Source organism: Actinoallomurus sp. NPDC052308 (genome assembly GCF_040679195.1).
Taxonomy (GTDB): domain Bacteria; phylum Actinomycetota; class Actinomycetes; order Streptosporangiales; family Streptosporangiaceae; genus Actinoallomurus; species Actinoallomurus liliacearum.
The window spans coordinates 202,624-217,683 of record NZ_JBFAUM010000013.1; the positions used below are offsets into that span (position 1 = coordinate 202,624).

Annotated in this window: 16 protein-coding genes; 13 read left to right on the forward strand and 3 right to left on the reverse strand. The window is 72.3% G+C overall.

The genetic code is table 11. The features are described 5' to 3' along the window. Nucleotide 1: 1 nt before the first annotated feature. Genes AB0L00_RS27745 through AB0L00_RS27770 form a run of 6 tightly spaced genes read left to right on the forward strand, consistent with a single transcriptional unit; the run spans nt 2 to nt 2,341 of the window. The gene (locus AB0L00_RS27745; protein WP_345363300.1) at nt 2–238 is read left to right on the forward strand and encodes a gas vesicle protein GvpG; all 237 of its coding nucleotides are present in this window, start codon (nt 2–4) and stop codon (nt 236–238) included. Further along, nucleotides 239–601, forward strand: coding sequence for a gas vesicle protein (locus tag AB0L00_RS27750; protein ID WP_364440020.1), 363 nt, complete (start codon nt 239–241; stop codon nt 599–601). Further along, nucleotides 598–1,077 carry a gas vesicle protein gene (locus tag AB0L00_RS27755; protein ID WP_364440022.1) on the forward strand — a complete coding sequence of 160 codons (480 nt, stop codon included), beginning with the start codon at nt 598–600 and terminating at the stop codon, nt 1,075–1,077. The genes AB0L00_RS27750 and AB0L00_RS27755 overlap by 4 nt, the downstream gene beginning before the upstream one ends. Further along, nucleotides 1,070–1,843, forward strand: a complete 774-nt coding sequence (locus tag AB0L00_RS27760; protein WP_364440023.1) for a GvpL/GvpF family gas vesicle protein — start codon at nt 1,070–1,072, stop codon at nt 1,841–1,843. Before AB0L00_RS27755 ends, AB0L00_RS27760 begins: the two co-directional genes overlap by 8 nt. Further along, nucleotides 1,840–2,070 carry a gas vesicle protein gene (locus tag AB0L00_RS27765; protein WP_364440025.1) on the forward strand — a complete coding sequence of 77 codons (231 nt, stop codon included), beginning with the start codon at nt 1,840–1,842 and terminating at the stop codon, nt 2,068–2,070. The genes AB0L00_RS27760 and AB0L00_RS27765 overlap by 4 nt, the downstream gene beginning before the upstream one ends. Then, nucleotides 2,051–2,341: a gas vesicle protein K gene (locus AB0L00_RS27770; protein ID WP_345363290.1), complete on the forward strand. Its 291-nt coding sequence runs from the start codon at nt 2,051–2,053 to the stop codon at nt 2,339–2,341. Before AB0L00_RS27765 ends, AB0L00_RS27770 begins: the two co-directional genes overlap by 20 nt. 110 nt (nt 2,342–2,451) lie before the next feature. Here AB0L00_RS27770 and AB0L00_RS27775 read toward each other — a convergent pair whose 3' ends face one another. After that, nucleotides 2,452–2,742, reverse strand: coding sequence for a hypothetical protein (locus AB0L00_RS27775; protein ID WP_345363288.1), 291 nt, complete (start codon nt 2,740–2,742; stop codon nt 2,452–2,454). A 265-nt stretch (nt 2,743–3,007) separates the two neighbouring features. Between AB0L00_RS27775 and AB0L00_RS27780 the strand changes: the two genes are divergently transcribed. Further along, a complete protein-coding gene (locus AB0L00_RS27780; protein ID WP_364440027.1) occupies nt 3,008–4,054 on the forward strand; it encodes an SRPBCC family protein in 1,047 nt (348 codons plus the stop codon). 20 nt (nt 4,055–4,074) lie between these two features. On the opposite strand, the gene pepN is transcribed toward AB0L00_RS27780, so the two are convergent. After that, a complete protein-coding gene (gene pepN / locus AB0L00_RS27785; RefSeq protein WP_364440029.1) occupies nt 4,075–6,615 on the reverse strand; it encodes an aminopeptidase N in 2,541 nt (846 codons plus the stop codon). Between the two features lie 34 nt (nt 6,616–6,649). Beyond that, the gene (locus tag AB0L00_RS27790) at nt 6,650–7,822 is read right to left on the reverse strand and encodes a M20/M25/M40 family metallo-hydrolase (RefSeq protein WP_364440031.1); all 1,173 of its coding nucleotides are present in this window, start codon (nt 7,820–7,822) and stop codon (nt 6,650–6,652) included. 89 nt (nt 7,823–7,911) lie between these two features. On the opposite strand from AB0L00_RS27790, the gene AB0L00_RS27795 reads away from it, so the two are divergent. The 6 genes from AB0L00_RS27795 (at nt 7,912) to AB0L00_RS27820 (ending at nt 14,985) form a co-directional block, all read left to right on the forward strand. Then, nucleotides 7,912–8,706 (forward strand): GNAT family N-acetyltransferase, encoded by a 795-nt coding sequence (locus AB0L00_RS27795; protein WP_364440033.1) that lies wholly within the window; start codon nt 7,912–7,914, stop codon nt 8,704–8,706. 6 nt (nt 8,707–8,712) lie between these two features. Continuing rightward, on the forward strand, nt 8,713–9,819 hold the full coding sequence (menC, locus tag AB0L00_RS27800) for an o-succinylbenzoate synthase (RefSeq protein ID WP_364440035.1): 1,107 nt from the start codon (nt 8,713–8,715) through the stop codon (nt 9,817–9,819). Between the two features lie 63 nt (nt 9,820–9,882). Next, a complete protein-coding gene (locus AB0L00_RS27805; RefSeq protein WP_364440037.1) occupies nt 9,883–10,755 on the forward strand; it encodes a neutral zinc metallopeptidase in 873 nt (290 codons plus the stop codon). A 164-nt stretch (nt 10,756–10,919) separates the two neighbouring features. Then, complete coding sequence (locus AB0L00_RS27810; protein WP_364440039.1) at nt 10,920–12,626, forward strand: GAF domain-containing protein; 1,707 nt, start codon at nt 10,920–10,922, stop codon at nt 12,624–12,626. A 155-nt stretch (nt 12,627–12,781) separates the two neighbouring features. Then, nucleotides 12,782–13,591 carry a glycoside hydrolase family 16 protein gene (locus tag AB0L00_RS27815; protein ID WP_364440041.1) on the forward strand — a complete coding sequence of 270 codons (810 nt, stop codon included), beginning with the start codon at nt 12,782–12,784 and terminating at the stop codon, nt 13,589–13,591. Between the two features lie 170 nt (nt 13,592–13,761). Continuing rightward, nucleotides 13,762–14,985: a cytochrome P450 gene (locus AB0L00_RS27820; RefSeq protein WP_364440042.1), complete on the forward strand. Its 1,224-nt coding sequence runs from the start codon at nt 13,762–13,764 to the stop codon at nt 14,983–14,985. The last annotated feature ends 75 nt before the right edge of the window (nt 14,986–15,060 follow it).

Sequence of the window (15,060 nt, forward strand, 5' to 3'; positions counted from 1 at the left end):
CATGGGACTCTTCACCGGGCTGGTGCTGTTGCCGCTGGCTCCGGTACGGGGGGTCGTATGGCTCGCCGAACAGGTACAGGAACAGGCCGAACGCCAGCTGTACGACCCCCAGCGCATCGTCCGCCTCCTGGAAGAGGTGGCCGAGGCTCGTGACGCTGGCGAGATCAGCGAGGAAGAGGCCGCCCGCCAGGAGGACGAACTGGTGAACCTGCTGGCAGAGGGGTCCCGCCGGAGGTAGGTGACCGTGGCCCAGAGCAGAAGCACCCGGAGTAGAAGCGCCCAGAACGAAGGCGGCCAGAAGAGAGGCGGCCAGAGTGAGAACGGCCGGAGCAGGGACGGCCTCTCCCCGGAGGAGATAGCCCGGAAGGCCGTCGAGCACGTCGCCGAGATGACGGGCCGGGACAGCGAGGGCGTGATCGCGCTGGAACGGACCGACGACGGCTGGAAGGTCGGCGTGGAGGTCGTGGAGTCCGGCCGCATCCCGGACACCAACGACATCCTCGCCGTGTACGAGGCGGAACTCGACGACGAGGGCAACCTGCTCTCATACCGGAGGACCGACCGCTACTTCCGCGGTCGGTTCGATAGGGACAAGAGATGACCGAAGTCACATGGGCCGGCGACTCCCGCTCCGCCGCTCCCCAGCGGAGCGGGAGCGGGCCGTCGTCGGCCAACCTCGCCGACATCCTCGAGCGGATCCTCGACAAGGGGATCGTCGTCGTCGGCGACATCCGCGTGAACCTGCTCGACATCGAGCTGCTCACGATCAAGATCCGGCTGCTGGTCGCGTCCGTGGACCGTGCGAAGGAGATGGGGATCGACTGGTGGGAGCACGACCCGACGCTCTCGGGTAAGCAGAGCGAGGTGCTCGAGGAGAACCGCCGGCTGCGTGAGCGCCTCGCCGCCCTCGAGGGCGGCGACGGCGCGTCCGCGGAGGAGGAGGCCCCCGCCCTGGAGTCGTCCGGCGGTCGCAAGACCACCGGCGGTTCGCGGAAGACCACGGCGGGCGGCCGCAAGACGACCAGGAGAGGCCGGAGCCGGACGACGGGCGAGGACGCGGAGGCGGATCGTGGCTGACGTCGGCGTCTACCTGTACGGAGTGGCGCAGGACCCTGCTCCCGACGCCGTCCGCGACCTCTCCGGCGTGGCCGGCACACCCGTGCGCGCCGTCGCGGACGGCGCGTTCACGGCGCTCGTGAGCACCGTCGACCTGGAGGAGTTCGGGGAGGCGGGGCTGCGGCGCAACCTGGAGAACCTGCGGTGGCTGGAGGCGACGGCGCGGGCCCACCACGACGTCGTCGACACGGTGGCGCGGTCGGCGCCCACCGCCCCCGTGCGGATCGCGACGGTCTACCGGGACGACGACCGGGTCCGGGAGCTGCTGCGGGACCGGCGGGACGAACTCACCGAGGTCCTCGGGCGCGTCGTCGGCCGGGTCGAGTGGGGCGTCAAGGCGTACGGGACCGCGGACTCTGCGGCGCGGGAGACGCCCGACGCGGACGACGCCGCGGACGAGCGTCCCGGCATGGCCTACCTGCGACGCCGGCGGGTCCAGCGGCAGAGCCGGGAGGACGCGTCCCGGCGGCTGGCCGAGCAGGCCCAGGAGATCCACACCACCCTGTCCGATCACGCGGTGGCGAGCCGGCAGCATCCGCCGCAGGACCCCCGTCTGTCCGGGCACGAGGGCACGATGATCCTCAACGTGGCGTACCTGCTCGACGAGGATCGGACCGACGCCCTGGCCGCCGCGGCCGACGAGCTGGCGACCCGGATGCCCGGCGTACGGATCGAGCTCACCGGTCCCTGGCCCGCGTACTCCTTCACCGAACTGGACGCGACATGACGGTAGGCGCGGACGTCGAGCGCGCCGTGGCGGTACGGCAGGACCCGCGGGTCCTGCCGTCCGAGCGCGTCGCCCTCGTCGACCTGCTCGACCGGCTCCTGGCGGGCGGCGTCGTGATCGCCGGTGACCTCGTCATCTCGATCGCGGAGATCGATCTCGTCCGGGTGTCGCTGCGAGCCCTGATCACCGCCGTGCGAGAGGAATGCGATGACATCGTCCCTCACTGAGCGACTGCGGACGGACCCGGAGACCGTGGAGCACGACCTCGCGGCGCTGGTCCTCACCGTGATCGAGCTGATCCGGCAACTGATGGAGAAACAGGCCCTGCGGCGGGTCGAGGAGGACGAGAACCTCACCGACGAGCAGGTCGAGCAGCTCGGTCTGGCGCTGATGCGGCTCGACGAGGCGATGGAACGGCTGAAGGACCACTTCGGGCTGACGGCCGAGGATCTCAACCTCGACCTGGGCCCGCTCGGGACGCTCCTGCCCGAGGGCTGAGCGGTCCGACGCCGGCCGTCCGACACCGGACCGGGCCGCATGCGACAAGCGTCCGCCGGTGGGAGGGCGGCGACGGGGAGCGCCGCCCTCCCACCGGCGGGCGGAGCGGGTCACTTCCTCCGCAGGCGGCGGACGAACCAGCCCGCGAGGACCACGAGGGCCACCGGCAGGGCGCGCGGCCCGATGAAGCGGATGACCGCGCCCAGCACCCGCATCAGCCGGGCCAGCGCGAACGACTGCAGCACCTTTCCGACGATCGGGGCTCGCAGACCCTTCATCACCGTTTCCTGAGCCGCTTTCTTCGGCGCGTTCTTCAGCGCGCCGGCGGATTGCGTGACCTTCTTGTCCGGACGGGACTCGGCGGTCTTGTGCACCGCCGCACCGGCAATGTTCTTGCGCATGGAGCGCCTCTCCTATTCGGGGGACAACCGTTACGTAACACCGTCCTACCCAGACAGCGCGACCTATTCCTCCGCAGGTAGCCGTGCTGCCGATATTCGTTGACGCGCCGTGTTCGGCGATGCGCTCGCCGTGATTCACCGACGATCGGCGGCCAATGCGAATGTGTCGCCTTTTCCCGGGTAAGCAAGCCGGTCAAAGCAAGCAAAGACGCAGGGATTCGAACGAGAGGGTACGAAGATGGCCGAGCGGCCGGGGAACTTTCTGGTGAAACATGCGACGGGCATCGCCAAGCCGGTGACGAAGCAGATCGAGAGCACCGTCAAGACGGTCGCCAAGGAGGCCCGGCGCGGCGGTGGTCTGGGGCCGAAGGTCGCGTCCGGCGCGGCCAAGTCCATCGGCAAGGCCGGTGGGACGTCGGCGAAGGCGGCGGTCGCCGGAGGGGTCGCCGCGTTGAAGGAGGTCGGTGGGCAGGTGCTCGGCAAGAACGACAAGAACGGCAAGGACGGTTCCGCCAAGGTGAAGGTCACCAACATCATCGAAGAGATCGACATCGGCGCGCCCCGGCGGCTGGTCTACGACCGGTGGACACGGTTCCAGGACTTCCCGACCTTCATGAAGAAGGTCCAGGGCACCGACCAGCTCGGCGACGAGAAGCTGCGCTGGAAGGCGAAGATCTTCTGGTCCACCCGCACCTGGGAGTCGACCATCGTCGAGCAGGTCCCCGACGAGCGGATCGTCTGGCGCTCCACCGGCCAGAAGGGCTACGTGGACGGGGCGGTGACCTTCCACGAGCTCGCCTCGGACCTGACCCGGGTGCTGCTCGTCCTCGAGTACCACCCCCAGGGCTTCATGGAGAAGACCGGCAACCTCTGGCGCGCGCAGGGACGGCGGGCCCGGCTCGAGCTCAAGCACTTCCGGCGGCACGTGATGTCGCAGGCGCTGCTCCACCCGGATGATGACGCCGAGGGCTGGCGTGGCGAGATCCACGACGGCGAGGTGGCCAAGTCCGGCGACGAGAAGTCGTCGTCCGCGAAGTCGTCGACCAAGTCGTCCGAGACCAAGTCGTCCGAGACCAAGTCGTCCGGGACGAAGTCGTCCGCGAGCTCGTCCGGGACGAAGTCGTCGGTCAAGTCCTCCGGGACGAAGTCCTCGGGCACCCGGCGGTCCTCCGGTAACGGGCGGTCCTCCGACGCCAAGAAGTCCTCGGCGTCCGGACGCTCCTCCTCCGGCTCCTCCTCGTCCGGTTCCGGCTCCTCCTCGGGCACGCGGCGGTCGACGGCCAAGCAGACCGCGGGCGCCAAGGACGAGTAGGGAATCCGCCGCGCCGCGGGTCAGCCGCCGCGTACCCGCAGCGCGCGGCGCAGGTCGTCGAGTTCGTCATCGAGTGCCCGGCGCAGCGCGGTCGTCAGGTCCGCGTGCTCCAGGCACTCCTCGGCGGCTCGTACGGTGGCCGGCGTCGCGGCGTGGGCGGGGAACAGCTCCCGGCCGAGCGCCCTGGCCACCGCCGGACCGCGCGGGCCCGCCGCCGGCACGTCCGCGAAGTAGCGTTCGACGAATCCGGCGGTGAGCTCCGCCTGCGCCGGCCGCCAGAAGCCCTGGGCGGTCGCGGTCAGCAGGCGGTTGGACAGGGCGCCGTCGGTGAAGAGCCGCTGCCACGCCGCTTCCTTCGCCGCCGGGTCGGGGAGCGCGGCGCGGCACCGGGCGGCACCCTCCTGGCCCGTGGCGCTGGGATCGCGGGCGACCTCGGCCCCGATGTCGGACTCGCCCGCCGCGCCGTGCGCGGACAGCTGCGCCAGCACGCTCCAGCGCAGGTCCGGGTCGAGCGCGGGGCCGCCCGGGACGCGCCCGCCCCGCAGCCACTCCTGGAGCTCGGCGAGCGCCTCCGGGGTCTCGGCGCAGTGGATGAGTTCCCGGACGGCGGCGAGGCGCAGGGTCGGCGCGGAGCCGTCCGCCGTGCGCGCGAGGATCTCCCGGCAGGCGCCGGCGAGCGTCGCCACGGCCGCCGGCCGTGCGGTGGGCGGCGTGTAGCGGTCGGCGACCCGCCGCCGCCCGAAGGCGAGCATGGCCTCGACCACACTGACGTCCGGTTCGGTGGGCAGATGGGCTTCGACCAGGGCCAGGAACTCGACGGCGGGCAGCTCGCCGTCGCGCACCATGTCGCGCGCGGTGTCCCAGATGACGGCCCGGGTGAGCCCGTCGTCGATCGTGTTCAGGGCCTCGGCGGCCGCCCGCCGGGATCGCTCGTCCAGCCGGAGCTTGGCGTAGCTGAGGTCGCCGTCGTCCAGCACGATGAGGTCGGGCCGGGCCGTCCCGGCCAGGCGCTCCAGCGGCACGCGGGCGGTGCCGTCCGCCTCCGCGTCCGCGGGCAGGTCGATCGGGAAGCGCTCCCGCGGCGTCAGCCGCCGGCCGCCCTCGGCACGGTCGACCAGGTCGTACGTCGCGACCGTGATCCGGTGCGGGCGCAGCGCCGACGGATCACCCGGCGTCCCCGTGTGGACGACGGTCGCGGACGTCAGCGTGCCGTCCGCCTCGGTGAGCTCCAGGCGGAGCGTGTCCACCCCGCTCGTGCGCAGCCAGCGTTCGGCCCAGCCGTGCACGTCCCGGCCGCTCGCGGCGGTGAGGGCGTCCAGCAGGTCGGCCATGGCGGCGTTGCCGAACCGGTGCTCGGCGAAATGGGCGTTGATCCCGGCGAAGAACGCGTCGGGACCGAGCCAGGCGACCAGTTGCCGCAGCACGGACGCGCCCTTGGAGTAGGAGATCCCGTCGAAGTTCGTCTGCGCGGCGGCGGTGTCGTCGATGCCCTCGGCCGCGACGGGATGCGTCGAACGGCGCTGGTCGGCGTCGTAGCCGCTCGGCTTGCGGGCGATCGTGAAGCCGGTCCATGCGGTGGTGAAGCGGGTCGTCTCGGTCACGACCTGGTAGCCCATGTACTCGGCGAACGACTCGTTGAGCCACAGGTCGTCCCACCAGCGCATCGTGACGAGGTTCCCGAACCACATGTGCGCCATCTCGTGCGCGATGACGATGGCGCGGGTCTCCCGTTCGGCGTCGGTGACGGCGGAGCGGAAGAGGAACTCGTCGCGGAAGGTGACGCAGCCGGGGTTCTCCATCGCGCCGAAGTTCAGTTCGGGCACGAAGACCTGGTCGTACTTCCCGAACGGGTACCGGTCCGCGAACAGCTCGTGGTACCGGTCCAGGGAGCGCCGGGTGAGCTCGAGGATCTCATCGGCGTCCAGGTACGGGGCGAGGGAGCGCCGGCAGTGGACGCCGAGCGGGATCGCGTCGTGCTCGGCGTGGACCGAGTGGAGGGGGCCGCCGACGACGGCGGCGAGGTAGGTGCTGATCGGCACGGTCGGGGCGAAGCGCCAGCGGCCGTCCTCGTCCTTCGCGCCCGCGCCGTTGCTCAGCACCGTCCAGTGCGGCGGAGCGGTGACGGCGAACTCGATCGGCGCCTTCAGGTCCGGCTGGTCGAAGCAGGCGAACAGCCGCGGGGCGTCGTCCGGAGCGCACTGTGACGCGACGTACGCCTCGCCGTCGGCCGGATCGGTGAACCGGTGCAGGCCCTCGCCGGTCCGGGAGTACGGCATGTCGGCCTCGACGCGCAGCTCATTGTCGGCCGCCAGGCCGGTCAGCGGCAGCCGGCCGTCCCGCAGGGACGCCGGATCGAGCTCCCGCCCGTTCAGCAGGGCCCGGTGCAGGCGCGCGGGCCGTACCTCGACGAAGGTCTCGCTGCCGGGCTCCGCGCCGAACCGGACGACGGCGTCGGAGTGGAACACCTCGTCCCCACGCGTCAGATCGAGGTGGATCGAGTAGGTGCGGATGTCCAGCAGACGAGCGCGCGCCTGCGCCTCCGCGCGGGTTAGAGCCGACATGCGGCAATAGTGCCGTATAGCGGCGGTAGGGGGGTCACCGGAGATCCTCCGAGGCGCTTCCGGAACCCGCCGCCGTCGGCGGCGGCCAGGCCATGATCCCCGCGAGGAGAGCGGCCCGGTCGGCGAGACCGGCCACGCTGATCGCCTCGTCCGCGGCGTGCGCCCCCCGGCCCGGCGGGCCGAACCCGTCCAGCGTGGGCAGCCCGCGCGACCCGGGCAGGTTGGTGTCCCCGGCACCGGCGGCGGGCCGGCCGGTGATCCGCTGGCCCAGCAGCCCCCCGAGGCCGGCGATGTGATCGAGCAGCGGATCCACGGACCGCTCCGGCCAGGTCGGCCGCGCGGACAGCACGGAGGCCTCGACGGCGGCGCCCGCCCGTACGGGGCGCAGCGCGGCCAGGGCGTCCAGCACCGTACGCTCGGCGTCCGCCGAGGCGAACCGCAGGCCGATCTCGGCGGACGCCTCGCCGGCGATGACGTTGGCGCGTCGGCCGCCCTCGATCCGTCCGACGTTGCAGAGGGTGGTGCCGTCGGCCGGCACGACGCCGCGGACCACGGCGAGCTGGTCGATGAGCTCGTCGATGGCGGACACGCCCTTGCCGGGATCCAGCGCGGCGTGTGCCTCGCGGCCCTGGACGCCGAGCCGGACGCGGACGCTGCCCCGGCGCGCGTTCTTCAGCGCGCCGTCTGGGTGCGGCGACTCCAGGCCGAGGACGGCCACCGCGCCGTCGAGGTGACGTTCGACGGCCGCGCGTCCCGTGGGACTGCCGACCTCCTCGTCGGCGACGACGACCAGGCGCACCTGCCGGGCGGGCGCCGTCCCGGCGGCCCGCAGTGCGCGCAGCGCCATCTCGACGGCGACCAGGCCGCCCTTCATGTCGTACGTGCCGGGGCCGGTGATCGTCGTGCCGTCGTCGGTGTACGGCATGGTGTCGAGCCGGCCCACCGGCCAGACGGTGTCGTAGTGGCCGACGAGGAGCAGATGCGGGCCCTCCTCCGGGCCGAACCGCGACACCAGGTGCTCGCCCTCGCGGGCCACGGTGCCGCCGGCCTCCCGGTGGCCGGCCTCGATCAGCCCGGCGCAGCGGGCCAGCGCGGCGGAGTCGCCGGACGGCGACTCGGCCAGCGCGTACTCCCGGAGCCGCCGGCGCCCGAAATCGAGCAGCCGGGCGGTCTCGTCGGCCAGGGCGGTGGCCAGGTCGGGGGTCATCTCACCTCCCGTGAGCGGCCCGTCGATAATGGATGAAGTCAGGAAGCCGCAGGTGGCAGCCCTGCACTGAGCGTACCCATGAGCACATCGTGCAGCCCCTCTCGCCGCAGTTGACGGTGCGGCCGCTCACCACCTCCGCCGAGATGCGGGCCGGGGTGGAGGTGTACCGCGCCGCCTTCGCGCTGACTCCCACGGACCCGGCCGTCAGCCCCCGCCTGCTCGCCGCGCTGCAGCGCAACGCCGGCTCGGTGATCGGCGCCTTCGCCGGGGACGAGCTGGTCGGGTTCACGTACGGCTTCCTTGGCTCGGAGGGCGGGACCGTCTACCACTACTCGCAGGTGGCGGCGGTCCGGCCGGACTGGCAGCGGCGCGGTGTGGGACGGGCGCTCAAGTTCAGCCAGCGCGACTACGTCCTGGCCGGCGGCGTCACCCGGATGCGCTGGGCGTTCGACCCGGTCCGCACCCACAACGCCCACTTCAACCTCGACGTCCTCGGTGCGACGGGCCGCTGGTTCGAACGGGATTTCTACGGCGTCGAGGACATCGGACGTGATCCGGGCATGCGCACCGACCGGCTGATCGTCGAGTGGGACCTGCTCCGGCCGGCCGGGTCGCCCGCCCCGATGCCCGCGGACACCGGCTGGGGAGAGGCCCACCAGGAGGGCGAGGACGTGCTGCTGGGCGCGCCCCGCGACTGGGACGCCCTGGTCGCCCGGGACCGCGAAACGTCGTTGCGGGTCCGCGACGACCTCGCCGCCGAACTGCGGCGGCTGATCGACGAGGGCTACGTCGCGACCTCCTGCAACACGTGCACGGCGGACACGGCGGTCTACCGGTTCCGGCCCGCGGACCGGGCGCGGCCGGACGACCCGGAGGGAAGGTGAGGCATCGTGCCGAAGGTGTCGAAGATCGAGGTGTTCCGGGTGAGCCTACCGCTCGTGCGCGTCTTCGAGACCAGCTCACACCGTAAGGCGTACCTGGAGCACATCCTCGTCCGGGTGCAGGACGGCGACGGAGCGGTCGGGTGGGGGGAGATCGCCTCGCCGAGCGACCCGTACTACTGCCCGGAGACCGTGGAGGACTGCCTGCTCATGGTCGACCGGTACCTCGCGCCCGCCCTCCTCTCCGCGGACTGGGCGCACCCCGCCGACGTCGGCGCGGCCTGGGCGCGGATCCGCGGCCACGAGTTCGCCAAGGCGGGCGTGGAGATGGCCTGCTGGGACCTGTGGTGCCGGGCGACGGACCTGCCGCTGGCGCGGGCGCTCGGCGGGACCAGGCCGGCGATCGAGGCGGGCGTCAGCCTCGGCATCGAGCGGACGGTCGACGACCTGCTGGCCCAGGTCGACCGGTACGCCGCCGAGGGCTATCGCAGGATCAAACTGAAGATCGCGCCGGGATGGGACGTCGAACCCGTGCGCGCGGTCCGCACGGCACGGCCCGGACTGCCCCTGCACGTCGACGCCAACGGCGCGTACACCGAGGACCAGAGCGCGGTGTTCACCGAACTCGACGACTTCGGCCTGACGATGATCGAACAGCCGTACGCCCCCGGCGCCCTCGCCGCGCACGCCCGGCTGCAGGCCCGGATCGCCACCCCGCTGTGCCTGGACGAGTCGGTGGAGGACCTGGACCGGCTCGACACGGCGATCACCCTCGAGGCCGGCCGGATCCTCAACATCAAGGTCTCGCGGATGGGCGGCCTCGGGCCGGCCCGCGCCGCGCACGACCGCGCCGTCGCGGCCGGCTGGCAGGTCTGGTGCGGCGGCATGCACGAGTTCGGCGTCGGGCGCGCCGCCAACGTCGCGATCGCGTCACTGCCCGGGTTCACCCTGCCGAGCGACGTGTCCGGCTCGGACAAGTACTACGAGCGCGACGTCGTCGAGCCGCCGATCCGGGCCGCCGACGGGCTCGTCCCGGTGCCGCCGGGCCCCGGCCTGGGCCACGAGGTGAACGAGGATCTCGTGCGCCGTCTCGCGTCCGCCGTAATGGCATGGTGAAACGTTGTTAAATTCTCTCTCCACGGGGGATCGACCCGTCGGATCACGCACGGGAGGTTTCTGGTGGACTTCGACGACGATGCCGGGCTCGACGCGTCCCAGGTCGAGGACGCGCGCGGCATGCCCTTCGGCGGCATGGCCATCGGCGGTGGCGCGATCGGCCTGATCGCCCTGGTCGCCGCCGTGCTCTTCGGGGTCAACCCGGGCAACATCCTCGGTGGTGGCGGCGGCAGCGGCGGCGGCGGCGCGCCGCCCGCCGGCAGCCTGTCGTCGAAGTGCCGTACGGGCGCCGACGCCGACCAGTCCGACGACTGCCGGATCGTCGGCGTCGTCAACAGCGTCCAGGCGTACTGGAAGAAGGAGTTCACCGGCCGGGACAAGACCTACACGGTGGCGCGCACCCGGCTGTTCAGCGGCTCGACGGCCACGGCGTGCGGCACCGCCAGCTCGGCGGTCGGCCCCTTCTACTGCCCCGGCGACAAGCGGGTCTACCTCGACCTGGGCTTCTTCCAGGAACTGCACGACAAGTTCGGGGCCAAGGGCGGGCCCTTCGCGCAGGCGTACGTCGTCGCGCACGAGTACGGCCACCACGTGCAGGACCTGCTCGGCACCATGGACCGGGTCGGGAACGACCGTCAGGGCGCGACCAGCGCCTCGGTCCGCCTGGAGCTGCAGGCGGACTGTTACGCCGGCGTGTGGGCCAAGCACGCCGTGCAGACCGGCTTCTTCAGCAAGCCGTTCACCGACGGCGACATCGCCGAGGCCCTCGACGCCGCCGGGGCGGTCGGCGACGACCGCATCCAGCAGCGGGCGCGGGGACGCGTCGACCCGGAGAGCTTCACCCACGGCACGGCCGCGCAGCGCCGGCACTGGTTCTCCACCGGGTACGACACCGGCGAGCCGCCGCGCTGCGACACCTTCTCCGGGAGCATCTGAGACCTCAAGCGCCACCTGGGCGCCCCGACCGCGCGAGCCCCGGCCCCGGCCGGGGCTCGCGGCGTTCCCGCGGACCTTCGCCATTTCCGGACCGGAGTGGCGGGTCGCCGGCAGGGCGCCGATGATGGAGAGAGCCGCCGGCTCCTTCGAGAGAGGACGTCCACGTGCCCCAGGATCCGCCCGAGGAAGAGCACGCCCGTCTGTCGCTGCCGCAGCTTCGCCTGGACGATCTCCTCGGCGAGCTGCAGTCCCGGCTGGACGCCGTCCTGGCCACGCGGGACCGGGTGCACGCGCTGCTCGAGGCGGTCGTGTCGATCGGCAGTGACCTGGAGCTGGAGACGGTCCTGCGCCGCATCGTCGAGGCCGCGACCACGCTCGTGGAGGCCCGGTACGGCGCGCTCGGCGTCATCGGCGACGGCGGCCGGCTCGTGCAGTTCATCACCGTCGGGGTCGGCGAGGAGGGAATCGCCGAGATCGGCCACTGGCCCCACGGCGAGGGCATCCTCGGCCTGCTGATCAAGGAGCCGCATCCCCTGCGGCTGCCGGACCTGGCCGCGCACCCGGAGTCGGCCGGCTTCCCGGTCGGCCACCCGCCGATGCGCCGCTTCCTGGGCGTGCCGATCCGGGTCCGCGAGGAGATCTTCGGAAACCTGTACCTCACCGAGAAGGCCGGCGGCGGGGAGTTCGACGAGGACGACGAGAGCGTCGTGACCGCGCTCGCCACCGCGGCCGGCGTCGCGATCGAGAACGCCCGGCTCTACCAGGAGGCCCGGCGCCGGGAGCGGTGGCTGCAGGCGTCGGCGGAGGTGTCGACGACGCTGCTGTCCGGCACGGAGGCCGGCGACGTGATCGAGCTGGTGGCCGAGCGCGCCCGCGAGATCTGCGACGCGGACATGGCCATGGTCGCGCTCGTCGCGGGCGGCGAACTGGTCGTCGAGACGGTCGCCGGTGAGCACGCCGAGGAGCTGCACGGTCTCCGGGTGCCCATCGAAGAGTCCCTGGCCGGCCGGGTGTTCCGCAGCGGTGAGCCGCTCGTGCTCGCCGACGCGAGCGGCGCGGAGCGCCGCGTCGGCGTTCCCGAGGCGGTGCCGGTCGGCCCGGCGCTCATCGTGCCGCTGGGCGTGGGCAGCGGCGCCCGGGGGGTGTTGTCCGTGGCGAACGCCCCCGGCAAGCCCGTCTTCGGCGAACCGGCGCGCCGGCTGCTGGAGCCGTTCGCGGCCCAGGCCGCCGTCGGGCTGGAGCTGGCGGGCCGCCGCCGGGACGCGGAGCGTCTCGTCGTCCTGGAGGACCGCGACCGGATCGCCAAGGACCTGCACGACACGGTCATCCAGCGGTTGTTCGCGACCGCCATGACGCTGATGAGCGCCATCAAGATCACCGAGAAGCCGGAGGTCGCCCACCGCGTCCAGCGGGCGGTCGACGACCTCGACAACACGATCCGGCAGATCCGCTCGACGATCTTCGCGTTGCAGAGCACGATGGAGCAGACCCTCCGGACGCGCGTGCACGGCATCATCGACAGTGCCGCCGAGACCCTGGGCTTCGCCCCCGCCGTCCGGCTGGACGGCCTGCTGGACATCGTGGTCGACGAGGCGACGGGGGATCAGGTCATCGCGGTCCTGCAGGAGGCCCTGTCCAACGCGGCGCGGCATTCCGGGGCCCGGCACGTCGGCGTCTCCCTCATGGTGGGAGACGAACTCGTGCTGCGCGTCGAGGACGACGGCGTCGGCATCTCCGAGGACGGCCGCCGCAGCGGCCTGCGGAACATGGCCGAACGCGCCCAGTCCCTCGGCGGCACCTTCGAGATCCACTCTCGCGACGGCGGCGGCACCGTCCTGGACTGGCGCGTCCCCCCGGCGGCGCACCGGTAGGTCGCCCTCTCCGATCGGCGACGCGGCCGTGCGCGGCACCGCGCCGACCGGAACTTCGCGGAAAGTAGTCGCGGAACCACAACGGGCTGCGATCATGGTCGGCACGGGACACCCGGTCAGGGGAGCGGACCCGACTCGTCGGAAAGGACAACTGAATGCCGCGTACTCTCCGTGCCGCCGGCTGCGTCATCGCCCTGGCGGGCGCGACGCTGGCGGCCGCCCCCGCGTCGGCGCGGGCCGCCGATCCGCTGCCCCCCGGACACTGGTCGACCACCTGGCAGGACGACTTCGACGGCTCCGCGCTGGACGGGTCGAAGTGGACCACCTGGAGCGCGTCGTACTCCGACGCCTGCCGGGGGAACAAGCCCGATCACAAGCTCGAGTACAACCTGCCCGGGAACCTGTCCGTGGGGAACGGCCGGCTGACGATCACGGCGCGGCGGCAGTCGCACACCTCGCCGGACGGCACGTCGTACGACTGGACGTCGGGTCTCATCGCGACCGGGGACTCGTGCGGCCATGGTCCCTCGGCGGGCGCCTTCGTCAAGCAGGGGGACTACATCCAGATCCACACCAGGCTCCCGGGCCGGCTCGGCATGTGGCCGGCGTTCTGGACCTGGAACGCGGGCGGCAACGAGGTGGACGTCTTCGAGTACCACCCGGACCACGCCGGGCTCCTGGAGTTGACCAACCACACCGGAGGCGGCGCCGCCAAGTACTACGAGACCGGCTCCGACGTGTCGGCGGGCTGGCACCACCTCGGCGCCTACCTCGGCGCGTCGAGCGTGGACTGGTACTACGACGGCAGGCTCGTCTACTCCGACGAGCGCGGCTTCGCCAGTGACGGCGCGTACCTGATTGTGGACCTGGCCGTCGCCGACGGGGCCTATCACGACGCGCCGCCCCCGGACGTGGACTCGGCTCAGATGCTGGTGGACTCGGTGAAGGTGTTCCACCGCTCCTGACCTTCGTGTTTCCCGCCGGCCCGGCCGTCCGGGCCGTGGCCGGCGGCCGATCCGGCGCGGCGCGCCGTGTAACGATCGGGTGAACCGATGGCTCGGCTCCGTGCCCTCGGGGTTCCGAACGGGTATCTCGGTAACGATCTCTGGCCGACTTCTTTGACAAAGGGCGTTACATGGCGACAACCCTCCCTTCGTTCCCCGCCGCGGACGAAAGGCCACTCGACACCTGCCTCCGGCTCCGGGAGATCGCTCCCGTGGTCGAGGTGGAGTTCCCCGGAGGCGTGGCCGCCTACCTGGCCCTGACCCACGACGCCGTACGGGAGATCCTCGCGGGGGACAACAAGACCTTCCTCCGGGAGCCCGAGCACTGGCCCGCCCTGTACGACGGAACGATCCCCGAGGACTGGCCGCTGCGCGCCATCGTTCAGGGCGGTCACCTGTCGACCAAGGACGGCGGCGACCACCGGCGCCTGCGCGGCCTGGTCGGCAAGGCGTTCACCCCGGCACGGGTGCAGGCGCTGGAGCCGCGGATCCAGCAGATCGTCGACAGCCTGCTGGACGACGTCGCGGCCGCCGGTGACGGCGTCGACCTGGTCCCCACCTTCACCGAGGCGCTGCCGATGTGGGTGATCTGCGAGCTGTTCGGCATACCGGCCGACGAGCGGCACCGCCTACGGGACTGGACCGCCACGCTGCTGGCGCACACCACTCCGCCGGACGTGGCGTTCGCGACCCAGAACAGCCTGCAGGCCTACCTGCACGAACTGGTGGTGCGCAAGCAGCGGGAGCCGGGTGACGACCTCACCTCCGGCCTGGTCCAGGTCCGTGACGAGGGCGACAGGCTCACGACCGAGGAACTGGTCGGCCTGCTGTGGCTGATGCTGGTCGCCGGCCACGAGACCACCGTCCACCTCCTCGGGCACGCCATCGTGGCGCTCGCGCAGAACCCCGACCAGCTCGCGCTGGCCAAGGCCGGGGACCGGTGGTCCGACGTGGTCGACGAGACGCTGCGCTACCGCCACTCGGTCATGATGACCAGCTACCGGTTCACCGCGGAGGACGTGACCATCGCGGGGGTGGACATCCCCAAGGGCAAGGCGGTCGGGGTGGTCTTTCAGGCGGCCGGCCTCGACCCGGAGGAGTACGGCGAGACCGCGTACCGGTTCGACCTCACCCGGGAGCAGAAGGCCGGGCACCTCGGGTTCGGGCACGGCCCGCGGTACTGCATCGGCGCGCCGCTGGCCCGGCTGGAGAGCCGGCTGGCGCTCGCCTCGCTCTACCGGCGGTTCCCGGAGCTCGGCCTGACGATCGACCCGGATGCCATTCCGTACTCGCCGTCCTTCTTCACGATCGGCCCGCTGTCCCTGCCGGTCACCCTGGGCACCGTCGACCGCTGACACCCCCTCGCCCGGCCCGGACCGGCGCCGCGCGCGAGGGGGGCGGAGGGGGGGGGGCGGGGGGGGGACTTTTGA